This is a genomic window from Bacillus sp. UNC437CL72CviS29, from assembly GCF_000482345.1.
GTDB lineage: Bacteria > Bacillota > Bacilli > Bacillales > Bacillaceae_G > Bacillus_A > Bacillus_A arachidis.
In genome coordinates, this window is the sequence record NZ_AXVB01000015.1 from 38,094 (window position 1) to 62,561 (window position 24,468).

The window sequence follows — 24,468 nt, forward strand, 5'->3', positions numbered from 1 at the left end:
TTAACCTTTTAATTGGCTGCTTTTTTATAAATAATCCTTTAATGTTCCATTTTCAATGCAAGATAGGGGGAGGTTTATTTCGGTACCTTCCTTCATATTACGTAAAACAATGGTTTCCGTAGAAATTTCAGTTTCACCAATAATAAGCACGTAAGGAATATTCTCTTTATTTGCGTAATTAAGAGCTCGCTTTAATTTACGGCCGGCAAGTTCCAGTTCAACTTTGAAGGTACTTTTAGAACGCAAAAGTTGTGTGATTCGTAAACATTCCACTTCGGTGTTAATAGGAATAATGAAAATATCGACAGAAGCAGATTCCGTTTCTTTTTGCGTAAGAGCTGTATAAATAACATCCAAGCCAAAGGAAATCCCTACTGTTGGATAGGATGTATTATCGTTACGAAAAGCCCCAATTATATTATCATAACGTCCGCCACTACCAATGCTTGAAGTAATGCTTCCATCTGCTAAAAAGATTTCATAAACTGTGCCTGTATACATAGTAAGTCCTCTTGCTAAGAATGGATTAAACACAGCATTGTCTTGGATACCAAGTGCGAGTAAATATTGCTGTAATTGCTTTAGTTCATTGATTCCCTCTATAACAAGTGAATTTAAGAAAGTTTGGTTAAATTCATCAATTTCTAATGTTATACAAGATTCAACAGTATGACAAACTACCTCTACAGTGTCATTTGTTATCCCACGGTTTTGTAAATTCTTTCGTACGCCATCAACCCCAATTTTCTCAAGTTTATCTAATGATAAAATAACATCGTTTGTTTGTTCGTTTGGAATTTCAATCGATTGAAGGATACCTGTTAATAACTTACGATTATTATATTGAATGGTAACATCTAAGTTTAAAGTTTTGAAAAGATCAAATGCCATGGCCATTAATTCAGCTTCAGCAATAACAGATTCTACGCCGACTATATCAACGTCACATTGAATAAATTCACGAAACCTTCCTTGTTTTATCGGTCCATCACGAAAGACCTTTCCAATTTCATAGCGTTTAAAGGGAAGCCTGATATCTGGGTTCATTGCTACTACTTTTGCAAATGGAATCGTTAAATCATACCGAAGTGCGAGTTCACGATTTCCTTGATCACGTAGTGTGTACATCTCTTTTAAAATTTCAGCACCGCCTCCATATTTATAAGCCATCAGTTCATACATATTTAATGTAGGTGTTTCAAGTGGTTTACAGCCATATCGTTCAAAAGTCTCTTCACAAGCGCATTTAATTTTGTTTCTAAGCAACTGTTCCGCGGGTAAATAATCTTTTGTTCCTTTTACATTTCTTACATCCATTTAAATCACTCCTTTTATAAAATAAAAAAAGCTATGCAGGTATAAAAATACCCACATAGCTTTATGAACGCTTCGTGGGTAACAGGAAAAGCCCTGTACCCACGAAGAAAAAATTCTTCGGATACACGGCGTTATATATGATGATGAAATTGGAAAGAAGTACAATTAAACATATTGGGTCTCTCCTTAAGTTTTTTCAAAATTATAACAAGTGATTATTGAGATAGCAATGCTTTTTGAAAACAAAAATGAGATTAACGGATGAATTAATCTTATATAAACAGTGTGAGTGATATGTTTGTCATTCCTTGTTAGAGAATAGTAAAGTAAGTTACAATATTTATGTATTGGAAATTATATTTCCACCGTCTACATCTCAATTTATATATTACATAGTACATATAGATTTATTACAGGAGGGTTTTAGCACAATGGAATACAAAACGAATGTAATGCGGTTGTTAGATAAGAAGAAAGTTAATTATAAACATTATAGCTATGCGGATACTGATGCTATTAGTGGAATAGATGTTGCCTTGGTATTAGGACAATCTCCCAATCAAGTCTTTAAAACGCTAGTTACTATAGGGAAATCAGGAAAACACTATGTTTTTGTTGTACCTGTCAGTGAAGAGTTGGATTTGAAAAAAGCTGCTGCAAGCATTCGTGAAAAATCAATAAGCATGTTGAAATCAAAAGATTTACTCTCGCTTACTGGTTATATTCATGGGGGTTGTTCACCGATTGGGATGAAAAAATATTTTCCTACCGTTATTGATCATAGTGCTATGGAGCTAGATACAATAATCTTTAGTGCTGGGAAGATAGGATATCAAGTTGAAATAGAACTAGATGAATTGAAAAAAATGATTCGTTTTGAACTACACGACATTGTAATTAAGTAGTATATTACTAATTCCGGTGATCGAGTTGGAGATATAATAGATCCGTGTATTGAAATGTAATAAAAAAGAGCCATTTGGCTCTTTTTTATTATTTTATTGAGAAGGTCTGTTCTTCTTAACGAAGTAAAGGTAGTGGGGCTAGGTACTAGGATTTAATTCGTATTATTTTTGAATTTCGGTATCTTTTTAATACTTTCGGTTCCCATAAGACTGCCAATAAATGCAATTAATGCACTTGAAGAAATAAATTTAACTATATAAAAAATTCCTGTTCCAGTAACTAAATCTAAGATTAAAAACCTTTTTATAGTTGAGCCTTTTATTATGTGAATAACAATTTGAGCGTTTTTCCTATTCAACATTGTCACACCCTTATCCTTTTATAAAAGAATATTACAAGAAAAGGTTGTCCTATTCACTCATGAGTACATACTGGTTGTCTGATTTTAGTGATGATAATTAAAAAGGGGCTTTAAACAAAAATATAAAAACAAAAGAGCAGCTAGTAAAAACTAACTGCTCAGCCCCAGGGAAAGGGAGAAAAGATTGTAGGTACTACGAAATTGGACTCAAGCTGTTCACCAGCCTTTATATAGTATGTACGGGATTTGAAATATTATGCAGTTTGGAAAAAAAGTTATAGTATACAAAATTTTGCAATATTAGACAGGTGAAAAATAAAACGACAAGAATATGTAACATATACTAAAAAGAAGAGAGGGAGAAAGATGTGGAGAACAACAGATCTGTGTGATGCTTTTGAAGGAGACGTACAAGTATGTAAGCCTATATTTCAATCATATGGAAAGAAAGAACAATTTCATGGAAAAATTGCAACGGTTAAAGTGGAGGATGATAATGTAATAGTAAAGGAAGCTCTACAAACTTTACCGGAGGGAACAGTGTTAGTAGTTGATGGAGAGGCTTCTACAAATTGTGCGTTACTTGGAGATAACTTGGCAAATATAGCAAGTCAACGAAATTTAGCAGGGATTATTGTATATGGATATGTTCGTGATTCTAAAGAATTACGAAATATTAACATTGGTATTTTAGCGTTAGGTACAATACCGAAGAGAAGTAGAAAAGAAGGAAAAGGAGAAAAAGAAATTCCTTTACAGTTTGGAGCAATTGAGTGGATTCCAAATCATTATGTGTATATCGATGAAGATGGTGTTATTGTATGTAAACAACCACTTCATAGTAAGCTATAGTGACTATATATAGGCTTTATAGTTTCACGTAACAGACTAATATTCATAGGAAATAAATCAGAGAAAGCATAGACAAAATTTCGTGTCAATAGTAAAATAATACAGATATTTATAATTTAATGAATGTATAGGTATGTCGTTTATACGATAACTTTTAAAGGAAATAGGTGGAAATGAAATGGGTTCGCCGCTAAAAGTGAATGTTATCACAATAATACATTCATAAGCTACACTGTCTTTCCTATACAAATACAACCGCTATCTATGCGGATAGGAGGTGTTGTGCATTTTGTATAGCACTCACAGTAGAGTGTTATTGCACGCCCTTGAAGGGTCTTTTTTTATGCATATGTAAGCAAAGGGAGGAATAAGCAAGGATGGCAATGATGAAAAAATGGCTGCTTACATCGATTATGGCAGTCGCATTAGTGTTTGTTTCATTCACAAATACTGTACATATTACGTTTGCTGAAGGAAAAACAGCAACACTTGCGATTATTGGGGAATCGCAAAGAGGAGTTATTCTTTGTCCGAAAGAAGTAGCTATTGAAGATGGAGAAACAGCCTATAGTTTGTTACAAAAAGTAATGGGGACTAAAGTAACAGCTGAGAATACGCAATATGGTATGTATGTTAAAGGTATTGATGGTTTAATGGCTGGTGAGACAAGTGGATGGGCATATGATGTAAATGATAAAGCTGCCATGGTAGGGGCGGATAGTTATAAATTAGAATCTGAAGATGTTGTTACATTTCGTTTTGTTGTAGATTGGAACAATATGAACACAGAAACATTGCAACAAGTTCTTGATAAGATGGGAACTTGCAAAAAGAATCCAGATGCAGAAAAACCGGAAGAACAAAATCCAGATGGTCAAAAGCCTGAGGAACAAAAACCGGAAGAGCAAAATCCAGATGGTCAAAAGCCTGAGGAACAAAAATCAGAAGAACAGAAGAAGCCAGAAGAACAAAAGCCTAATGAGTCGAAAGAACCAATCACAAATGAATTATTAATGAAGCAATTAGATCAAGCGATTGCTAAAACATCAAAAAAAATGATCGAAGACGGAATTGATAGTGATTGGGTAGCAATTGCACTTGCTCGTTCAGGAAATAATATTCCAGTAGAAACAAAGATTAGTTATTTACAATCTTTAACACAAAAAGTAGAAAAACGAGTGGAACGATTTACCGCTACAGATATAGCAAGAACTGTTTTAGCAGTAACAGCGGTAAATGGGAATCCAACGAATGTTGCAGGGAAGAATTTAGTTCAAAAACTATATCAATCTGAGAAACTAAATTCTATTACTGGTTATACATTCGCTTTACTTGCACTGGATTCAAAAAAATATGAAGTACCGGCTGAAGCAAAGTGGAATCGTGCTGCTTTAGTAAAAGAGATTTTAAATGCACAGCATACAGACGGTGGCTGGACATACCATGTGGAAAGTAGTAAGGACGAGGCTAGTAGTATTGATGTAACAGGTATGGTTTTATCGGCACTAGCACCGTATCAGAAACAACCAGAGGTAAAGCATGCTGTAGATAAAGCTGTGCAATATTTAACAAATAAACAATTGAACACTGGTGGATTTGAAGCTGACGGTCAAGAAAATTCAAATAGTGTTGCACAAGCAATTATTGGACTTGCTATTGCAGGGGTTGATCCAACTAGTGAAGCATTTACTAAAAATAATGTAAGTGCAGTTCAAAATTTAATATCATACCAACTTGCAAATGGTAAATTTAAATGGTTGCCAAATGACCAAGAGGGCAATGGTATGGCGACTGAACAAGCACTTCTAGCGCTTGTTCAATATAAATCGTTTGTAACTGGTCAAGGTTCTATATATGATTGGACAAATTTATCAACTGAGGGCGACGAAAACGCAGTTGAAGAGCCGAAGGAACCGGTAGTGGAAGAGAGCAAGGAGATTGAAAAGCAAGAAGTAATTCAAAAACCACAAGAACAAACAAACGATAAGAACTCTCGTGTTGTTACAGAAGAGAAAACATTAAATAATGAAAAAACTGCGAAAAACCATCAATTACCGAAAACAGGAGCATCTGCTTGGGACACTGCAATGCCAGTAGGAATGGGTGTATTGTGTATTGCTTCAGCATATGTTTTATGGAGACGAAAAGCAGCTTAACAAAAAATTAGGAGCAATGATTTGCTCCTAATTTTATTAGGAAAGGTGAGAAAAACATGAGTATGATGAAATGGTTACTCTCAGTTGTCCTTTCATTTGGATTGCTTGTTGGATGTAGTCAAAATGAATCAAAATCTGAACAAAAAGCAATTTCAAAAACAGAACAAAAAGAGGAACTGAAACAAGAAGAGAAAAAGGAAGAAAGTAAACCGGAAAAGCAGCAAGGATCAGTAGAGAAAAAGCAACAAGAAGAGCAGCAAAAGGGGAATCAGGAACAAGAGCAACAAAAACAACCTGAAATTAAGAAAGAAGAGAAACAAGAGAAAAAAGAGCAAGAACCAGTTGCGCAACAAGAACAACCAAAAGCGCAGCAAGCAAACACTGAGCCTAAGAAAGTGCCAGAAGCAAAATCAGAAGTAAAAGAAGAGGCAAAAGTAGTTAATCAGCCGAAAGAAACACCAAAGCAGGAACAGTCGAAAGACCCAGAACCTAAAGTAGTACCAAAGCCAGAACCGCAACCTCAACCGCAACCTCAACCCGAACCAAAGCAAGAACCACAAGCGCAGCAAGTTACCATTTCTGTACGTGGAAATGAAGGTTATTTATTAGAAGCAAAAAAAGTTGACGCACAAGAGGGAGATACGGTTTATAAAGTATTGCAGCGTACAGGATTAGATGTAGATGCAACGGGATCCAGAGATAGTATTTATGTAAAGGGAATTAATGATTTATACGAAAAAGACATAACGAGCACAAGCGGATGGAAGTACCGTGTAAATGGTGCTTTTCCAAATCGAAGTGCAGGTGCATATACAGTCAAGCCAGGAGATAAAATCGAATGGGTATATGTGCTAAAATAGGAAAGGATTCTTGGTAAAGGACTATGAAAATTATCTTTTCTTCTTTACATCCTTTTGTGAATTTTATCTACTATATTGGGGTGATGATACTATGTATGGTGTGTCTTCACCCTCTTTTTTTAATGGGTGCGATTATTATGATCGTACTGTTAAACATCATGCAAGGAAATGGCGAGAAACTAAGAAAAATGATACCAAGCACGCTTATTTTCTTCGTAATGATTATTGTGTTGAATCCTTTGTTAACACATAGAGGAGCGACTACATTATTTCGTTTAGGGGATAATCGAATTACATTAGAGGCATGTATGTATGGATTCATAATGGGATTATTGTTACTTGCTATTATGTTCACATTTACTTCTTATAATGATGTGATTTCAATTCATAAATTTTTGTACTTGTTTTCACGGATTTCACCGAAAGTTGCGTTACTAACAATGATCACAGTGCGTTTCGTTCCTTTATTTATCCGGCGTTTAAGGCAAATTACACTTGTTCAAAAGACAAAAGGAGTGCAATTAGATTCAGGCCCATTCATAGGGAGAATCAAAAATGGAATGAAGCTCTTGCAGGTATTGCTTGTTTGTTCTTTAGAAGATGCATTACAAACGGCGGATTCCATGCAAGCACGTGGATTTGGAGTAACAAAGCGTAGTACATATATTCAATATCGTATGGGAACGCAAGATTGGTACATACTTGCGTGCTTAGCAATTTTATTACTAAGCTGTTTTCTGTTCAGTTTTTACGGTGCTGGCAAACTATTAATCTATCCAAGAGTGGAATCACTTGTATTTCAGCAATATGATGGAATCTTATTCGTTTTATTTTTACTATTTATTAGTTTACCAATCATAATGGAAGGGAGGGAATGGTTATGGTGGCGCATGCGGAAATAAAAGACTTAGCTTTTACGTATGCAGATGAAAAGGTACAAGCATTAAAGGGCGTTTCCTTGAGGGTTTCTCAAGGGGAATTTATTGTGTTGGCTGGCCGTTCAGGCTGTGGTAAGACGACACTTTTGAAACATTTCAAGAAAGAGTTACTTCCAGTTGGAAAACGCATAGGTAATATGTATTATAATGGAACTTCTTTACTTGAGATGCCAGATTTATTATCAGCGCAAGAAGTAGGAATGGTATTTCAAAATCCAGAAAATCAACTTGTTATGGATACGGTTATTCAAGAATTGGCATTTTCTCTTGAGAATGTTGGCCTAGAGACCAATATAATCCAAAAGAGAATTGCTGAATTAATTAGTTTTTTAGGTTTTCAAGATTTATTACACCAGTCTGTTCATACATTATCGGGGGGACAAAAACAACTGGTTAATTTAGCGGCAGTTCTTGTTTTACAGCCTAAATTATTATTACTTGATGAACCGACAGCACAGCTTGATCCAATTGCAGCAAAAGATTTTTTAGGGTTATTAAAACGAATTAACGAAGAGCTCGGAATTACCATTATCATGAGTGAACATCGTTTAGACGAAGTCATTCCACTAGCAACTCGAGTTGTGTTTATGGATGCTGGGGAAATAATGTATGATGGGACGCCGCAACATGTTATATCAAAAATGTGGGCATTAGAAGAGTTCCGCCCGTTTATCCCTCAAATTCCAAGGTTGTTTTTAGAATGGAATGTAGAGAAAATCCCATTTACGGTAAGGGAGGCACAAACACAAATACATTCTGAGTTACCTATGGAATATGAAATACCGGTTATATCACAGGCAGAAACAAAAGAAGTGGTTTTACAAGCAAATCATATATCATTTCAATATGAAAAAAATAGCCCTTTTATTTTACAGGATTTAATGCTATCGATTGAACGTGGGAAGTGGACTGCGCTTGTTGGGAAAAATGGTACTGGAAAATCAACACTTTTAACTATATTAGCAGGATTAAACAAAGCTAGAAGAGGAAAAGTACGGTGGAACGGAACGGAGATTCATAAAATTGATTCAAAGGAACGGTTTAAAAGAATCGGATTTGTATCGCAACATCCGTATTATCATTTTACATTTGAGACGGTGTGGGATGAAGTTTTTGAAAGAGCAAATGAATTATATGATGATAAAGGGAAAGAAATTGCAGAAGATATGTTAAAACGATTTTGGCTGCAGTCCATTCGCGATCGTCATCCGCATGATTGTAGCGGGGGAGAACAACAGTTAATCGTATTATGTACAGCCTTGTTATCAAAACCAAGCTTATTATTACTAGACGAACCGACAAAAGGGCTGGATCCAGAGAAAAAGGAAAGATTAGGCGGATTGTTTCAGGAGTTACAAAAGAAAGGAACAACGATTGTGATGGCAACACATGACATTGAATTTGCAGCTAAATATGTTGATCATTGTATGATGCTATTTGACGGGAAAGTAATTATGGATGATACGCCAAAGAAATTCTTTAGTGATAATTTCTTTTATACAACATCTATTAATCGTTTTATTCGCAAGCAGTTGCCTTATGCATTAACGTGGGAGGATGTGTATAAAGTGTGTCCAAACGATATTTTGCTCTCATAATGCTTATTTTCATTATTGTCATAAGTACTCTTCTGTTTACTTCTTTTGTAACAGATGAATATTTTATGTGGTGTAGTTTATTCTTATTAGCTGTTATTATGTTACCTTTTTATATACGATTTGAGAGGAAAGCATTTGTTTCACGTGAAATTGTCATTGTCGCTGTTTTAGCAGCCATAGCAGCAGTGAGTCGTGTACCATTTTCCATTATGCCGAGTGTACAACCAACTTCTTTTGTTATTATTGTATCTGCAATTGTTTTTGGAAGTGAGACAGGCTTTATGATTGGGGCAACGGCAGCATTGGTATCTAATATATTTTTAGGGCAAGGACCTTGGACACCTTGGCAAATGTTTTCTTGGGGAATGATAGGCTTTATAGCGGGTCTACTTCGAAACACATTTATAATGAGAACGTTATGGGGGAGAGTCATCTATGGATTCATAGCCGGCTTTGTTTTTGGCTGGATTATGAATTTGTGGGGGATACTCGGTTTTTTAGAAGGATTAACATGGAAAGCCTTTATAGCATATTATGCTGCGAGCTTTTACTTTGATTTAGCGCATGCACTCTCAAATGTAATTTTTCTTGTCTTGTTTAGCTCATCGTGGATTAGAATTATTACGAGATTTAAAAAGAAATATGGAATTTTAGATAATGATAAAGGGCTATTCTCTCAGGAAAACAAGGCATAAGCATATGTTACAAAGCATAAGAATGTAAAGTAGGGTCGCGACTTACATATTCGTTTGCCTCTTTCATGCTTCTTACCATTGGTAGGAAGCATTTTTTTATACATGTTGATCATTATTTTGAAATGTGTCAAAAAATTGTTTTAATGTAGTCCGATTTTTAGATGAGACTTTTTATATAATAGAAAATGAGAAATATTTTCAAAGAGGAGATGCCATATTCATGAAGCTAGTTGTTCCAAAGCAGCACGGTGCCTGGGGGATGCTGCTGATTCCGTTTATACTTAGTGTAATACTTGGTAAACCTACTTTATATCATATTCCACTTTTTATCGCTTGGTTATTTATCTATTTAGCAACGTATCCATTTTTAATGTACATAAAGCAACCTCGAAAGAAAGAATTTATGCATGCGGCACTTATTTACTTTACAATCGCATGTGTTTTCGGGAGCGTATCTTTACTGTATGAATGGAAAATACTTCTGTTTGGTGTTACGATGATTCCGCTCTTTATTGTAAATATATACTTTGCTCGACAAAAAAATGAACGAGCCTTAGTAAATGATGTTTGTGCAATACTTGTTTTCTGCATAGGCGGTTTACTTAGTTATTATTTTTCGATGAAAACAGTCGATGAAACGGCTTTTGCAATTGCTGGTATTTCTTTTCTATATTTTATAGGTAGTACATTTTATGTGAAAACAATGATTCGTGAAAAGAATAATCCTACTTATCGCTATGTTTCATGGGGCTATCATATTTTCTTAATCATTGCCTCTTTATTGGTAAATCCATGGCTTTCTCTTATATTTATACCGAGCCTAATTCGCGCAATCGTATTGTATGGTAAAAAGATATCTATCTTAAAAGTTGGAGTTTTAGAAATCGTGAATTCTGTATACTTTTTAATTACGACGGCAATACTGTTACAGTATGCCATTTGAGAAATTGCCCATCTAGTAAAGAGATGGGCAATTTTCATTCTTGTTCTAAAATATGAACCGTATGATCACATTTTTGTAATGCATGTTCCACAGCTTGTAAAGACTGTTCGATTCGCTCCCTATTATCGCTCTTTTCAACTGTTTGTAATGCATGTTCCAAACAATTTTTTGCTTCGTGCAACGAATGAAACGAATCTTGAACATATCCACGAGCATTTTTATCCATTATAAATCCCTCCTTTTGTACATACAATTTTAGTATGAGCGTTAGAAAAGAAAATATAACTTCAATGTGGTTACTTTATATGATTTGACAATGAAAATAGAAGTGGCTATTATAAGATATAAAGTGAATATTTTCTTATCCAGAGAGGTGGAGGGACTGGCCCGATGAAACCCAGCAACCGCGATGCAGGTGCTAATTCCAGCAGAACATGATTTGTTCTGGAAGATAAGACGAAGATATATACGTAACTTCTTCTTATCGGAGAGGTTTTTTTATTGCAAAAAAAACCGATTCCAAAAATAACAGCATGAGAAGAAAGGGGTTGCAATTGTACTGTGACACTTGAGAAATACGTAAAGCTGCGTAAAGCAGTATATGAATATATGATGGAGCAAGATAAACCAATATCACTATTAGATATTCAAGAGCATATCGTTTCGCATTATGAAGGAAAATTCACGAAAAAAATGCTACATCAATTTTATTTATCAAGGCTATTAGACGAGTTAAAACTGGATGGGAAAATTACTTTAGCTGATGATGAATATTCCTATACAAATAAAGGAGTATATTATAAGGCAAGAAAAGGGAGCTAGGCTCTCTTTTTTTATGTTATAATTTATCTAAATTTTTTTGACTATGTAGAGTAAAAGACTGCAAAAGCAGCCTGATACAAGGGAATGGTGTTGAGTGTGTAGTGTCAAAAGTTGAATATGCCCTGAAAGAGGCATTTCATTCGGCTAAAAATAAAAAATAGACACCTTCGCCGAGTAGGTGTCAGTCGTTTTGTCATATAGGCTTGCTACTTGACAAGTAATAGAATATCACGCAAACATTTGGAAGTCAAAAGGGAATTTAAGGAAAGGTGTTGTTGAAAGGTGAACATCCTCATCGTATATGCACATCCGAATCCATCTAGTTTCAATGCATCCATTTTATAGAACATATGCAAAAAGGACTGCAAGGGACGAACTATTCTGTTACATTACTTGATCGTTATAAGGAAGCATTTAACCCAGTTCTAACTTTTAATGAAGATAAGAGAAGGTGTGATTTAGTATATGAAGAAGAAACAGAGAAATACAGAAAATTGGTCAAAGAGGCAGATTCTTTTATTTTTATTTATCCAATATGGTGGTGGGGAATGCCAGCTATTTTAAAGGGTTTTATTGATCGTGTTTTTGTTGCTGGGTTTGCATATAGATATGAAGGTGTAATGCCGAAAGGATTACTTACAGGAAAAACGGCGTGGGTTATTAATACGTTAGATTCGCCCTTATGGTACGTGGCACTCTTATATCGATCGGCTGATTGGGTGATTATGAAAAAAGGTATTTGCAATTTTGTGGTATACACCAAATAAAACGTTCTGCCTTTCAATCTGTAAAAACAAGTAAAGCAGCAAAGCGTGAAAAGTGGCTTTTAGAAATACAAGAAAAGGCAAAAAATTTATGATGAAAAAAATAGAAAATATAATGAGATGCTGTAATCGGAATGATGAATTGTTTCGTACGTATGTAACATGTTTACTTCAATTGAAACATCATAATGAAAATTTTAAAAAGGTGTGCCAAGAATTAAGAGCAGATCATTTAGTAAGGGGAATTTGTGAACGGGAAGTTGATGGAATTATTAAGGAAAGTAAAGAATATAAGATGTATGAACTACCTAAAGTATTGAGATGGGATTTTCTACGGAAAAACCCTTCAATGATTGAAAGTGTTTGTACGACGTTATTCACATATAGAAGATTAAATCTTTCATGTGAAGAATGGATAAATGTAATAAGATGTATAGAAAACAATTGATTTATATAAAATTTATTATGTGAAAAAGCTAGTATAAAACTAGCTTTTTTCTAAGTGTTTTGCGATATCTACATACATATTTGAATAAGTTGTATGAACATCATTGCTTGGCTCAGCATTGGATGAAAAATGTACAATGACCATATTCGCTTTTGGATCTATATAGAGGCATTGTCCATAACTTCCTAACACTTCAAATGCACCGTGTTCATTATGAGGAATCCACCATTGATTATGATAAGAAATGGATGTACCTTGTCCGATTGCAAATTCTCCTTCTTGCACGCTCTTTACATTTTCTGAAATAGAGGAAGGGAGAATTTGCACGCCATTGTAGCGACCGTTATTTAAAATCAATTGCCCAAATCTGGCCAAATCTCTTGCAGTCGCATTTAAACCAGCACTTGCTTGTTCAACTCCTGTTTCATCTGTAACATAATACGCATTTTCTTCCATACCTATTTTGGACCAAATTCTCTCACTTACATTTTCAGTTAACGATTTTCCAGTTAAGGTCCGTATAATCCAGCCGAGTGTTTCAGATGAACCGTTATTATACGAAAACGCAGTTCCAGGTGGTGCCGTTTCTTCTGCTTCTTGTAGCATATCATAAATTTTTATTGGGCCATCATAGTTTTTACCACGAGGAAGAATATTGCTGGCTAAATATAATTGAGCATCTTGATTTTCTAAACCCGGCTGTATATATCCATGTGTAGGGTATTCAGCAGAAACCTGCATGTCCATTAATTGTTGAATTGTTGCTTTTCCGAATGGAGTGTTTCGTAATTCTTTGACATATGTTTCAGCAGTCTTATTTACATTGATGAGTCCTTCTTCGGTTAATGATTGTACAAGTGCACCAGTAAATACTTTTGCTAAAGAGGCCATTCCATGCTGCTCATTTTGTTTAAACCCGTTGAAATAATGCTCGTAAACAAGTTTTCCGTTATGTACAACAACAAAGGCGTCTGTTTTATTCTCATCTAATAGTTTCTTTAAAGGGATATTTCCTCCATTCACTTTTTTAACTGAGAAATCATCTAAGTTTTGTAATGCAGTAGGAAATGATGATATTTGCTCGGGATTATTTTTTACTTCGCTTGTTAACGCTAGTTCTTTCATATGTGTATATGACCAACGTAAGTAGGGATCTTGTAACCAATTTTCTTTTGTCACGTTCTCTTTAGAAGGGGAGACTTTGTTTTGTTTAAAAAAAGTAAATCCAAGCCCAGTTACGATAAACACTAGTGTAAGTATGAGTAACAAAAGGGGAGATTTTTTAAAATTCATATATATACCTCCTTGTTAATTCTACAATAAGTATACGCTCGTTTTCTTAGAAATACAAAATAAGGAAAGTAAACAGGGGAGTTTACTTTCCTTATTAACATTAAGCTGATAATTCTTCATCTGTACCTTGCTTTTTGAACTGTTGTTTTCTGCCATGTAGAAAGTAATAAATAAGTAATGTAAATGCAACGATAATGGCAGCGATGAAATACATATTATGATAGCTTGAGTGTGCTGCTACGATACCTAGTACAAAGGAACCGAGACCCATACCACTATCAAAGAATGATAAATAAGTAGCTGTTGCTGAGCCGCGTCGATGGTTTGGAGCCGCGGAAATAGCAATGGTTTGGAAACTTGGGATTAACGTCCCATAGCCTAAACCAATTAATATACCTGCACCAAGGAACCAAAATGGCGTTTGTGCTTGGCTTAAGATGAACATTCCAATTGTAAAAATAATAATGGAAGGATAAACAAGTATATTTTCACCGAAACGATCAAATATCTTTCCTGTGAATGGACGAGAAAGAACAACAACAAGTGCATATACAATAAAGAAGTAACTAGCAACTTCTCCTAAACCAATTTCTTTTGCGTAAATAGGAATAAAAGATAATATGCCACTATAAGAAAAAGCAAGAACAAACCCTGTAAGGGCAATTGGAACAGAAGAAGGTTCAATTAAATCTTTCCATTTCATTCGCTCGCGTTTTTGTTTACTTACTGGCTTTTCATGTGGGATATTTACAAGTAAACCTAATAGAAATGCTAGTAATGAAAAGATAGAACAAACGATAAACAGAACTGTAAATGAAAAATGTGAAATAATCGTTAAACCTAAAAAAGGACCGATTACCATCGGCAAACTCATAAATACACCGAAATAGGCAAGTGCTTCACCGCGGCGATGAGCCGGTGCGACGTCTGTGACAATTGTACCTGTAGCTGTCGTTGCCATTCCAAACCCAATGCCGTGAAGGAAGCGAAGGGAAAGTAATAAAAATAAACTTTGTGCACCGAAATACATTACGGTAGCAGCTAAAAATAAGGAAAGAGAAATAAATAAGATTTTCTTTCTTCCTAAATCGTCAAGCCACTTTCCGGTAAACGGGCGGCATAGGACAGAAGAAATAAGAAATACTGTTGCGACTAAACCAATTTCTTCAGGTTTTCCTTTCAACCCCTCTATTACATAGACGGGTAAAGTAGTCATAAGCATGTAAAACGTTAAAAAGAGAAACAGACTACTAAAACAAGTTCCAAGGAAGTCCTTCGTCCAAAGTCTCTCACTTTGCATCGTCATCCCTCCAATTAATCATCTAAATTTTTAATAATGGTTTGCAGTACTTGAAATGTTTGTTGTAAATCTACTCCATTAATATTTTGTAGCGCTTTTTCTTCGAAAGTATCAACTTCTTCTTGCCATATTGGAATCATTTTTAGTGCTGTTTCAGATAATGAAATGAGCTTTTCGCGACGATCTTTTCCCTCGGTTCGAATAATCCATCCCATTGTTTCCATACGTGTTAAAGTACGAGTCATCGTTGGCGATTCAACGTTTAAATATTGACATAACTCAGTTTGTGTACAAGGTCCGGTTTGATTAATTCGAAAAATGACAGCCCATTGTGCACTAAATAAACCTGTTGGTGATACACGTTCATTAAATTTCTTCGTAAACTTTCGAGAAGTTTGACTGACAATGTGAAAAAAATGCTGTTTTTCGTCCATTTGTTTAATCCTTTCAAATTAGTTACCTAGCTAACTATATAATCTTTTACCAGAATTGTCTAGTGATAGGTATGTTGTTTTAGGTAAGTATTTTGTATCGTTTTTGTGTTGAGAACATATATTCTACATGATATGCTAGAGGTAAGTTTAGAATTTTCTATCTATTAAAAATGAATGGGGGAGCGTGTGATGATTAAGCCTGCAACACTGAAGTTTGTTTCGTTATCAAATGGAGAAACGATTGCATATCAAGAAGTTGGAAGACAAAATAAAGAAAAACTTATCCTAATTCATGGGAATATGACATCCTCACAGCACTGGGATTTAGTCATTGGGAAATTACAAGATGAATATCACATTTACGCCATTGATTTAAGAGGATTTGGAAAATCAACCTACCATAAGCCAATAGATTCGTTGCAAGACTTTGCAGGTGATGTAAAGCTATTTATAGATGATCTACAATTGAAGAAGTTTTCACTGATGGGATGGTCAATGGGTGGTGGTGTTGCGATGGAGTTTGCAGCTTGTCATCCGGAGTGCGTAGAAAAATTGATTTTGGTTGAATCAGTTGGAATGAAAGGATATCCTATTTTCAAAAAAGATATAAACGGTCAACCCATCACATCCACGTTGCTAAAAACAAAAGAAGAAATTGCGCAAGATCCCGTTCAAATTGCTCCAGTACTAGATGCAATTAAAAATATGAACAAGATATATTATCGTACGGTTTGGGATTTACTGATTTATACACACAAGAAACCAGATCCAGAGCGTTATGAAAAGTATTTAGATGATATGTTAACGCAGCGTAATTTTGTAGATGTGAACTATGCTTTAATTACGTTTAATATTTCAGATGAACATAATGGAGTTGTACCAGGGAATGGACATATTCATCGCCTGCAAGTACCGACTCTTGTCCTACAAGGAGATCGGGATTACGTTGTCCCGCAAGTGGTCGGAGAAGAATTAGCAAAACATCTTCCGAATGCAAAACTAGTCATATTAGAGGATTGTGGGCATTCGCCGTTTATTGACTGTTTAGATGAATTTACTCAGCACGTTACAAATTGGCTGGAAAATAAATAAGCAGAACATATAAAAAGAAGTTAGATAAGATTCGTCTAACTTCTTTTTATATGTTTACACATTATTGTTCAAAAAGTTTATAATGAAGGCTGGTGAACATGTAAAGGGAGAGAGAAGAGGATGTCAATACGATTTACATTTTGGATTATGGTTGGAATTGTTGCAATTTCTGGATTATCACAAGGAATGCTTCTACCGGCGATCGCAATGATTTTTGAGCAAGAAGGGATTCGTTCTAGTATTAATGGTATTCATGCAACTGCGTTATATATTGGGATTTTATTTATTTCACCGTGGCTTGAGAAACCGATGCAGCGTTTTGGAATGAAACCAATTATCGTAATCGGCGGATTTCTCGTTATTATTTCATTATTCTTTTTTACACAAACATTTTCATTTTGGGCATGGTTTATTCTGCGCTTTTTAGTTGGAGTAGGCGATCACATGTTACACGTCGGAACGCAAACATGGATTACGACGACATCTGATCCTGGTAAAATAGGAAGACAAGTCTCTATATATGGAGTCTTTTTTGGGATTGGTTTTGCAGTAGGCCCATACTTAGCTAGCACTGTCCAATATGGGCTTGCAACGCCATTTATCGTATCTACGATTCTTTGTTTAATTGGATGGCTATTATTACTTCCAACCAAAAATGCTTTTCCAGAGCAAGATGACACAGGAAAGAAAAATGAATCATCACTTTCTCGTTATAAACAAGTATTTGTTCTTGCGTGGATTGCACTAATGGGGCCTTTAGCATACGGCGTTTTGGAAGCGATGTTAAATAGTAATTTACCTGTGTATGCACTCCGAAAAGGGTGGTCTGTCGCTGATGTATCCTTCTTATTACCTGCATTCGCAATTGGGGGAATTGTTACGCAAATTCCGCTTGGTATATTAAGTGATAAATATGGAAGAGATCGCATTTTAACATGGACATTCAGCATAAGTGCAATCATTTTCTTACTTGCTGCAGTGTTTGACGGGTATTATTGGATTGTATTTGGGTGTATGCTGTTAGCTGGTATGGTGATTGGATCATGTTTCTCTTTAGGGCTTGGCTTTATGACGGATTTATTACCAAGACACTTACTGCCAGCAGGAAATATATTATCCGGAATTGCCTTTAGTATAGGAAGTATTATGGGACCTGTATTAGGAGGCATATTTATAGAGAAAATACAGTATACAAGCTTTTTTATAGCGGTTATGATAATAATGGTAATTATTGCACTTCTATATATCACATATATGAAAAGCCAATCCGCATCAAGAAAAATGGAAAGTAGGTTAGGGCATGACAAAACAACCTAAAAAGAAAAAATTTGAAGTACAGGATAACGAAACAATTACAGATTGCTTAGCGCGTATGGAAAAAGAAGGGTATGCACCTTCACGCCGCATGGAAGAGCCCATCTTTCATGAAGTGAAGAAAGATGGGAAAACAGTTGTAGAACCGTGCGGAAGAAGAATTGTTTTTGAGGGAAAGTTGAAATAAGGAGAGGGGTCCTTGTACTGAATCTCAAAAGTTAGACTTTAATCGGAGTGAGAAATCACTCCGATTTTTTCTTTTCGCTATGATATAGTTTCGATACGATATCAAGTATGACTCTTGAAAAATTATGAAATCATAGTTCGATCCAGTAACGCTGAACAATCTCGCCAGTATTCGGGGAAATTACTTCATCTTCAAAGATACCCCCAACTTTTTGAATGGTTTTGGCAGAGGCGATATTTGCTTTGTCACAAGTTATTAACACTTTGTCTAATCCTAATTTTTTCGCTTCAAATAAGGAAAGACGAAGCTGCTCAGTAGCGTAACCATTTCGGCGTTCGTCTGGGTGCACGCTATAACCTATATGTCCGCTCTCTATGAGTAATTGTGGCGTTAATCGATGACGGATATTGATGAAACCGACTAGTTTTCCCTTATCAAAGCTCAAAAACTGAGAGGATGGAACTCGATTTAGTGGTAGGTTTTCTCCTTTTTCTTGTATTTTGACTTTATTAAGCCATTCGTCAAAGGAATCAAATTGTTGTAAGGAACAACTACCATATGGCTGTTCCCTTGTACTTAGGAATGCTTGCCGATAAGCCATGATTTGTTTGCTGTGCTGGTGAGTTGGTTTTACTAATTGCATTGTTATCATCTGTCTCCTATATCATATTTTACATTGCACTGTCTTAATTACTTCTCTTAATTCATTCCAGTTTACAACATTTAGAATAAATTGAATAGTGTAATTTCAATGCAAATAAGATGAACAGGATAAAAATTACTATGCGCAATTGTACTTTCAGTGTAGACGAGCGTTCTAAGATTAACAAAAAGATGACTGATTTAGGTATTACTTCAGAGCATTATGAAGCGCTACTAAAAATTGATTTTGGTAAGTATCTTAGAGGAGTAACAGATGCCACATCTGTTGCTATGATAAATCCACATGCCTTATGAATAGTACTCAAGGTGAGGTTATTTTGAATCTATGTACAAGACTTTTTTTCTTAGTAGCTACTCATGATGACTTATTAGAAACAAATATCTAAAATGAATAAGATAGACAGAAGCATTTATTATAGTGATAAGAAATTTGGGATATACGAAGTTGAAGTTGAGCTAATATTTTGTACAGAAAAAAATTAAAGCCATGCTACTTCTTTAGCTAGATTTTCTAGTGTTTGGAAAGTTTATAGCCAATGAGACATAAACGTAGTAGCCTTTGACCTGAAGGATTTGCAAATAAATAATAAGGAGATTTTAAAATGACAATAAATGATAAAATTTTTGGAGAACTTGATTATCAGTATAAATGGGTAGGATACAGAACCATGAAGTTTTTAGGAAAGGATACAGAGATAGCATTATTGGTAGGAGGTACTGAAGATGGGGATTTTGATGAAGGGCAATATGTATCATACAACTCATTAATGTATAATTGGGAACAAATCCAACATAGCATATTACAACCAGTTTTAGATTATTATAAAGAAAAAAGGCATGAGCTTGGTTATGATGTTGCATTTAATGAGGACTACCCATTAATTGAAACAGTTGATCAATTAATAGAACATATAACATTAGTAGGTATTTCGGTTCCGTATGATTTCCTTCGCGATGGACGTGATATAGGAATCTCATTTGATTGTTTGTGGGATGAAGAAAATGGTTTAGGGGTTCGTCTCATAAATGAAAAGGTAGATGAAGTAGGCTATCAAGATGTTGCAATTTAAATATCACTATTTGCTAGGAATACACATAAAAAGGGTGTTTGTTTTGGAGGTTAATAGAAAAAAGCAGGGATAAGTAATAGAAATCTTTACTTTTTATGTTTTAGACCTATAAGGAAACCTCATATTTGAATCAAAAGCTTACTTTATAAAAGGGCTCGATGTAGTATTACAAAAGCTAATGAAGAATGGTGTTGAAGCGGTATTTAATTTGAATAGAGAGAATACGTGTAAATCAGATTGAAGGGCACCTAAACGATTGAAATGGTTTAGGTGTTTTACTTTTGAATAGAAATGAGAGTAAATGAAAGAGGAGTATTGTAAATAGGAGGATGCGTATGAGCAAGAATTTAAATTTAATGAATGATATTTGGTATGGGGATGTGTTAGATGAAAATGAAATTGTCAAAGCAAAGGAATTATTAACACAAGTAACCTCTGAAAAAGATTGTGTGCTATTGATTAATGAGTTGCTAAAAGTTGGTGATTTTTCAGTTAAAAAACTTTTAATAGAGCTGCTTAACTTTACTGATGAAGAGAATGTTTTGAATTTATGTATCAGATTATTTTGTTCTATTGCAACTCATAAAGACTTATTGGAAGTTAATAATTTCAATTTCTTATCTGATGCATCAGAAGATACTGTTTGGACTTTCGCTTCTGGTTCCTTAGATGTCATGTCATATAATGTTATACCTTTTTTATTAGCTTTATTAGAAGAGTGGGAAGATACAAATGTAGGAGAAGTTATTAGAAATTCTCTTGAAATATACCTAAAATACGAGAGACTATTAGGTGAAAACGCTTCGGTTGAAGAAATTGGAGAGCACTATATTAAAGTAAATGAAGAAATAAATCCCAAAGACTATTATTACTTTAGAAAACTTGTTTTTCCAGGGGATTTAGCAAAGGAATTAATTGAGGTAGCTATTATTTCTTTAAATACTGGAAAAGTGTTGGGGATTGATATGTCACCAACATTATTATCAACATGGAGTGGTATAAAGTGTCCAGTAAGCTATAAAGATGTTGTAGATGAAACAAAATATCAAAAAATTATAGCTTATGTTAAAACTTTATCTGATATGGAATGGCAGGCAGGAAGAAAATATTTTTATGGAATGTTAATTGATTAATTTTATCTATTTTGTTGTTAGATCTTGAATAGAAAAGAATGTTTTTATAACTATAAAATTAAAATAAGTGACGTGCATGAGTCAGCACGTCATTTAGGCGGTAAAAAATATATGGGGGTAAACGGTAATGAGGAATGACTTGAAATGGTTGTATCCAGATAAAGAAGTTAGTGAAGAGATTATTCAAAAATTCGCCAAAAGTTTTAAAATTGTATATCCTAATCATTACATTCAGTGTGTAAAAAAATATGGAGGAGCTATTGTCGAACCTTCATCTTTTGATGTGAAAAATAATGAAGAAGGTCGAGTATTCGGTTCACTATGTAGTTTCGATAAAAATGCTACATCCAATATTTATAAAACATATAGTAACTTGAAATCTAGTTTACCTGATCAAATAATTCCTTTTGCAGATGATCCTGCTGGAAATAAAATCTGCTTTGATTATAAGGATCATAAAGATAACCCAATTGTTGTCTTTTGGGATCATGAAGAATGTGAGGATAGGGAGACACTTATCGAAGAAGGATTATCAGCTCAAGAAGCAGATGAGGTTATGAGAGAGAGTATTTATTATATTGCTGATAGTTTTACGAATTTTTTAGATATGCTGTATAAAGAAGAATAAAAGTAAACGTCAAATATTCCCCACCTACTATTTGTAAATAACCCATGAGATAATCTCCTTACATACTTTATATGGAGGTTTTTTTATGAAAAGACACCGATTAAAGAAAGAATGGGAAACTTATATTGAAGACTATAAAAACAGTGGATTATCAAGACGACAATTGAGATGGCTTCTTGATGGATTTTCTTTTCAACAAAAACAAGGGCATCAAGCCGTACATGCGAGATGCATTCTATAAAAATCATATATGTAAAAGGAATTTGGATAATTTTGTCGAATGGATTTATCTATGAAAACAACACTCTCACATTCAAACCAACCCACAATTGAATCACTTCAAGCTCAAGTAGAGGAACTCACGGCAAAAGTGAGATGGTATGAAGAACAATTTCGTCTGAGTCAACAAAAACAGTTTGGTACGTCTAGCGAAAAAACACCTAATAATCAAATCGCTTTAGAACTGTTTAATGAGGCTGAGAAAGAAAGTGATTCTGAAACCCCCGAACCAGCTGTTGAAACGATTACCTATCGTCGCAAAAAAAACGCGGTCATAGGGATGAGTCTGTCCAAAACCTTCCGATTGAAACGGTTGAATATCGTTTACTTGATGAACATATGGACTATAAAGATTTCCAGCACTATATTTCCACGCGACCAGTTCGTAATGCCACCGCCCAATCCTCTCGTCCGTTCTTCTCTGCAGCTTTCTCCCAATCATACGGTACTGAAATTTGTTTGATAATCCACCGTGTTGATTCCTTTTCCAGTACTGCATAATTAGCGAGCGGTGATCCAGATTCCATTTTATGAGAAATCGGCAAGTCATCTTTGTACGCTGGAAGACCTATACTCCCTGGATTTACAACGATTTTCCCATCTGGCAAATATACAACTCTAGGAATATGAGTATGTCCACATACAATTATTTGTTGCTTTATGTTTTGAAGGTGTTTCCAAAGAGTTCCCTGATAAAATTTAAATAGACTAAACTAATAAGAGGATAGTATGTTCAATATAAGAGCATGCTATCCTCTTTCTCGTATATATTAGAATTATTAACATGATATTGAAAATATAGTTTAATATGTTTATAAAGTTATTTAAAATTTGTATTTTGTTTTAATGGTTTCGATTTTTGCAAATAATAATGTTGTTTAATTTTGGAAGCGAATATTAAAGTTTTACTTTGTTATTTCTTTATAGCTTACAACTAAATCTTCGTAATCATATCTAGGGTCTTTATCAACTTTACCATCTTTTGTTTTGACGACTTTTAGTCCACCAAACCATTGTGCTTCGTTGTATGTTTCCTCTCTTACCCATACATTGTGTTCTTTACCGTCTACCCTTACTACTAATGTCGGGTGTGTAAAGATAAAACTCTTCTCTACATGTCTACCTACAATTTCTGCATTTAATGGTGTACCTTCTTCTACCAGTTTACTATTCTGATACCCTTCGATAATAGGTAAAACCACAAATACAATGAATAGTAGTCCAAAGACGATTACTTTCTTCTTTGGACTCCATTTATTCTTTTCTTTCAATTCTTTCTGTTTTGCCTTTTCTTCTTCTCGTTCTTGTGCTAACTCCTGCATAGCTTCTTCGTAGATTGCTAATTCTTCTTCAATTTCAGCTTCGATTCTTGCTAGTTTCTCTAGCTGTTCATCGGTTGCTACCATTTCATATGCGTTTTCTCCAACCATACGCAATTCAATGCCGGTTTCTCTTACTTCTTTTAATTCTTTTTCTGTACAATCAAACTCTCTAAGGACTTCCCCTCGTTTATCTACTAGATTAACGTGAATGTTTTTCTCCTGTTTCTTTCTAAACATTTAAACTACCCCTTTATTTGTTTCCTATCATAGATAATAATACCATTTTTGAAAACATCTATTTTATTTTTGAAATGACTTTATTATTTTTTAACAACTTTATTATTTGTGAACACATAACATATTTTATATGACTAATATGTTATGTCCCTTTATTTATCTATCTTTTTTCAATTTAAGTCTTGATAACATTATTAGCGGTCGTTGCGATAATTGCGGCAATACCTCATTCAAGAGTTCCGTTAAAGATTTCATCTTTTTAAGAGAATGTCGTCAATGCGGTATGAAGAAAATCATATAGTCCTATCCGGGGCTTTTTTCTTTATAAAATAAAAAGAACCCAAATGGATGCTATAGTTTAATTAATCAACTTTAAATGAATACTTTTTTCGAGTAATACGTTTTTGTTTGTTTACTTTTTGTTATTGTATGAGAAATTATTTTCCTTTCCGTTACATTCGTTTAGATATAAATTATCTTTTGCTAATTTAGTTATTCTCCTTTGGGTTGTCTTCTAGCAATTCTAGTAATTCAATGTTTATTTCGTTGCGTGGAGTTAGTATAGTCATATGGACACAACTTAGTTAAGTCCTTACAATGGATTTCAAGGAGGAAGTGTCCGTATGACAAACAAGAAATTTAATGAAGAGTTTAAAAAAATGGTTGTTGAATTATATCATTCGGGACAACCTGTCAAACAGTTAAGTAGCGAGTATGGCGTATCAGAAGTAACCGTTTATAAATGGATTAAAATATATTCTCCTATCACATCAGTTGATGAGGATGAAATGACGCTCGAAGATCTAAAACGAATGAAAAAAGAAATGGTTCGTCTAAAAGAAGAGAATGAAATTTT

General features: G+C 34.5%; 27 protein-coding genes, 5 pseudogenes and 1 riboswitch. Of the genes and pseudogenes, 23 read left to right on the top strand and 9 right to left on the bottom strand.

The genetic code is table 11. From position 1 onward, the window contains the following. Positions 1-24: 24 nt before the first annotated feature. Positions 25-1,317, bottom strand: coding sequence for a histidine--tRNA ligase (locus M014_RS0114095; RefSeq protein WP_026592330.1), 1,293 nt, complete (start codon positions 1,315-1,317; stop codon positions 25-27). Positions 1,318-1,748: 431 nt separating this feature from the next. On the opposite strand from M014_RS0114095, the gene ybaK reads away from it, so the two are divergent. Next, entirely contained in the window at positions 1,749-2,222 is a 474-nt protein-coding gene (ybaK, locus tag M014_RS0114100) for a Cys-tRNA(Pro) deacylase (protein WP_026592331.1), read from the top strand. Positions 2,223-2,374: 152 nt separating this feature from the next. Here ybaK and M014_RS0114105 read toward each other — a convergent pair whose 3' ends face one another. After that, the gene (locus M014_RS0114105; protein WP_035415092.1) at positions 2,375-2,584 is read right to left on the bottom strand and encodes a hypothetical protein; all 210 of its coding nucleotides are present in this window, start codon (positions 2,582-2,584) and stop codon (positions 2,375-2,377) included. Positions 2,585-2,950: 366 nt separating this feature from the next. Here M014_RS0114105 and rraA point away from each other — a divergent pair, with 366 nt between their 5' ends. The 7 genes from rraA (at position 2,951) to M014_RS0114140 (ending at position 10,626) form a co-directional block, all read left to right on the top strand. Then, entirely contained in the window at positions 2,951-3,436 is a 486-nt protein-coding gene (gene rraA, locus M014_RS0114110; protein ID WP_026592333.1) for a ribonuclease E activity regulator RraA, read from the top strand. 377 nt (positions 3,437-3,813) lie between these two features. Next, the gene (locus M014_RS0114115) at positions 3,814-5,592 is read left to right on the top strand and encodes a DUF4430 domain-containing protein (RefSeq protein WP_026592334.1); all 1,779 of its coding nucleotides are present in this window, start codon (positions 3,814-3,816) and stop codon (positions 5,590-5,592) included. Between the two features lie 56 nt (positions 5,593-5,648). Further along, positions 5,649-6,452, top strand: coding sequence for a DUF4430 domain-containing protein (locus M014_RS0114120; protein ID WP_026592335.1), 804 nt, complete (start codon positions 5,649-5,651; stop codon positions 6,450-6,452). 23 nt (positions 6,453-6,475) lie between these two features. Next, positions 6,476-7,354, top strand: a complete 879-nt coding sequence (locus M014_RS0114125) for an energy-coupling factor transporter transmembrane component T (protein WP_026592336.1) — start codon at positions 6,476-6,478, stop codon at positions 7,352-7,354. Then, positions 7,327-8,988 carry an ABC transporter ATP-binding protein gene (locus tag M014_RS0114130; RefSeq protein ID WP_197030402.1) on the top strand — a complete coding sequence of 554 codons (1,662 nt, stop codon included), beginning with the start codon at positions 7,327-7,329 and terminating at the stop codon, positions 8,986-8,988. Before M014_RS0114125 ends, M014_RS0114130 begins: the two co-directional genes overlap by 28 nt. Further along, a complete protein-coding gene (locus M014_RS0114135) occupies positions 8,961-9,683 on the top strand; it encodes an ECF transporter S component (protein WP_026592338.1) in 723 nt (240 codons plus the stop codon). Before M014_RS0114130 ends, M014_RS0114135 begins: the two co-directional genes overlap by 28 nt. A gap of 220 nt (positions 9,684-9,903) precedes the next feature. Beyond that, positions 9,904-10,626, top strand: a complete 723-nt coding sequence (locus M014_RS0114140; RefSeq protein ID WP_026592339.1) for a YwiC-like family protein — start codon at positions 9,904-9,906, stop codon at positions 10,624-10,626. Between the two features lie 34 nt (positions 10,627-10,660). Here the strand turns inward: M014_RS0114140 and M014_RS0114145 are convergent, their stop codons facing one another. Continuing rightward, positions 10,661-10,852 (bottom strand): hypothetical protein, encoded by a 192-nt coding sequence (locus M014_RS0114145; RefSeq protein WP_026592340.1) that lies wholly within the window; start codon positions 10,850-10,852, stop codon positions 10,661-10,663. 132 nt (positions 10,853-10,984) lie between these two features. Next, positions 10,985-11,084, top strand: a riboswitch (SAM riboswitch). A 103-nt stretch (positions 11,085-11,187) separates the two neighbouring features. On the opposite strand from M014_RS0114145, the gene M014_RS0114150 reads away from it, so the two are divergent. The 3 genes and pseudogenes from M014_RS0114150 to M014_RS30105 all read left to right on the top strand — a co-directional run bounded on the left by M014_RS0114150 (position 11,188) and on the right by M014_RS30105 (position 12,660). After that, a complete protein-coding gene (locus tag M014_RS0114150) occupies positions 11,188-11,448 on the top strand; it encodes a hypothetical protein (RefSeq protein ID WP_026592341.1) in 261 nt (86 codons plus the stop codon). Between the two features lie 282 nt (positions 11,449-11,730). Then, positions 11,731-12,307, top strand: a pseudogene (locus tag M014_RS26910) (NAD(P)H-dependent oxidoreductase). Next, positions 12,307-12,660 carry a hypothetical protein gene (locus tag M014_RS30105; protein ID WP_026592342.1) on the top strand — a complete coding sequence of 118 codons (354 nt, stop codon included), beginning with the start codon at positions 12,307-12,309 and terminating at the stop codon, positions 12,658-12,660. The pseudogene M014_RS26910 and the gene M014_RS30105 overlap by 1 nt, the downstream one beginning before the upstream one ends. A 39-nt stretch (positions 12,661-12,699) precedes the next feature. Here M014_RS30105 and M014_RS0114165 read toward each other — a convergent pair whose 3' ends face one another. From M014_RS0114165 to M014_RS0114175, 3 genes are all read right to left on the bottom strand, one after another. Continuing rightward, complete coding sequence (locus tag M014_RS0114165; protein ID WP_026592343.1) at positions 12,700-13,953, bottom strand: serine hydrolase domain-containing protein; 1,254 nt, start codon at positions 13,951-13,953, stop codon at positions 12,700-12,702. Positions 13,954-14,053: 100 nt separating this feature from the next. Beyond that, positions 14,054-15,253, bottom strand: coding sequence for an MFS transporter (locus M014_RS0114170; RefSeq protein ID WP_026592344.1), 1,200 nt, complete (start codon positions 15,251-15,253; stop codon positions 14,054-14,056). A gap of 14 nt (positions 15,254-15,267) precedes the next feature. Further along, complete coding sequence (locus M014_RS0114175; protein WP_026592345.1) at positions 15,268-15,687, bottom strand: MarR family winged helix-turn-helix transcriptional regulator; 420 nt, start codon at positions 15,685-15,687, stop codon at positions 15,268-15,270. A 189-nt stretch (positions 15,688-15,876) separates the two neighbouring features. Between M014_RS0114175 and phaZ the strand changes: the two genes are divergently transcribed. The 3 genes from phaZ (at position 15,877) to M014_RS0114190 (ending at position 18,280) form a co-directional block, all read left to right on the top strand. Next, positions 15,877-16,779 (top strand): intracellular short-chain-length polyhydroxyalkanoate depolymerase, encoded by a 903-nt coding sequence (phaZ, locus tag M014_RS0114180; protein WP_026592346.1) that lies wholly within the window; start codon positions 15,877-15,879, stop codon positions 16,777-16,779. A gap of 120 nt (positions 16,780-16,899) precedes the next feature. After that, the gene (locus M014_RS0114185; RefSeq protein ID WP_026592347.1) at positions 16,900-18,096 is read left to right on the top strand and encodes an MFS transporter; all 1,197 of its coding nucleotides are present in this window, start codon (positions 16,900-16,902) and stop codon (positions 18,094-18,096) included. Continuing rightward, positions 18,080-18,280: an NETI motif-containing protein gene (locus M014_RS0114190; protein WP_026592348.1), complete on the top strand. Its 201-nt coding sequence runs from the start codon at positions 18,080-18,082 to the stop codon at positions 18,278-18,280. Before M014_RS0114185 ends, M014_RS0114190 begins: the two co-directional genes overlap by 17 nt. A gap of 130 nt (positions 18,281-18,410) precedes the next feature. Here the strand turns inward: M014_RS0114190 and M014_RS0114195 are convergent, their stop codons facing one another. Next, on the bottom strand, positions 18,411-18,923 hold the full coding sequence (locus M014_RS0114195) for a GNAT family N-acetyltransferase (protein ID WP_331280096.1): 513 nt from the start codon (positions 18,921-18,923) through the stop codon (positions 18,411-18,413). 140 nt (positions 18,924-19,063) lie between these two features. On the opposite strand from M014_RS0114195, the gene M014_RS26915 reads away from it, so the two are divergent. The 7 genes and pseudogenes from M014_RS26915 to M014_RS28365 all read left to right on the top strand — a co-directional run. Further along, positions 19,064-19,237: a hypothetical protein gene (locus M014_RS26915; RefSeq protein WP_231503941.1), complete on the top strand. Its 174-nt coding sequence runs from the start codon at positions 19,064-19,066 to the stop codon at positions 19,235-19,237. Further along, positions 19,231-19,323 (top strand): annotated as a pseudogene (locus M014_RS30635) (Imm47 family immunity protein); the annotation flags it as partial. The gene M014_RS26915 and the pseudogene M014_RS30635, both read left to right, overlap by 7 nt. 222 nt (positions 19,324-19,545) lie before the next feature. Next, positions 19,546-20,013: a DUF6985 domain-containing protein gene (locus M014_RS0114205; RefSeq protein WP_026592350.1), complete on the top strand. Its 468-nt coding sequence runs from the start codon at positions 19,546-19,548 to the stop codon at positions 20,011-20,013. Between the two features lie 335 nt (positions 20,014-20,348). Next, complete coding sequence (gene imm47, locus M014_RS0114210; protein WP_026592351.1) at positions 20,349-21,146, top strand: Imm47 family immunity protein; 798 nt, start codon at positions 20,349-20,351, stop codon at positions 21,144-21,146. Between the two features lie 139 nt (positions 21,147-21,285). Then, a complete protein-coding gene (locus tag M014_RS0114215; protein ID WP_231503942.1) occupies positions 21,286-21,774 on the top strand; it encodes an SMI1/KNR4 family protein in 489 nt (162 codons plus the stop codon). 85 nt (positions 21,775-21,859) lie between these two features. Further along, on the top strand, positions 21,860-22,015 hold the full coding sequence (locus tag M014_RS30110) for a hypothetical protein (RefSeq protein ID WP_231503943.1): 156 nt from the start codon (positions 21,860-21,862) through the stop codon (positions 22,013-22,015). A gap of 39 nt (positions 22,016-22,054) precedes the next feature. After that, a pseudogene (locus M014_RS28365) lies at positions 22,055-22,389 on the top strand (transposase domain-containing protein); the annotation flags it as partial. Between the two features lie 26 nt (positions 22,390-22,415). Here M014_RS28365 and M014_RS26920 read toward each other — a convergent pair. After that, positions 22,416-22,724 (bottom strand): annotated as a pseudogene (locus M014_RS26920) (metallophosphoesterase family protein); the annotation flags it as partial. Positions 22,725-22,958: 234 nt separating this feature from the next. Further along, positions 22,959-23,612, bottom strand: a complete 654-nt coding sequence (locus tag M014_RS0114230; protein WP_026592353.1) for a hypothetical protein — start codon at positions 23,610-23,612, stop codon at positions 22,959-22,961. A 199-nt stretch (positions 23,613-23,811) separates the two neighbouring features. On the opposite strand from M014_RS0114230, the pseudogene M014_RS30115 reads away from it, so the two are divergent. Together M014_RS30115 and M014_RS28370 are read left to right on the top strand one after the other, a co-directional pair. Beyond that, positions 23,812-23,913 (top strand): annotated as a pseudogene (locus M014_RS30115) (hypothetical protein); the annotation flags it as partial. Positions 23,914-24,235: 322 nt separating this feature from the next. Then, a partial coding sequence (locus M014_RS28370) for a transposase (protein WP_197030403.1) occupies positions 24,236-24,468 on the top strand: 233 nt, incomplete at its 3' end.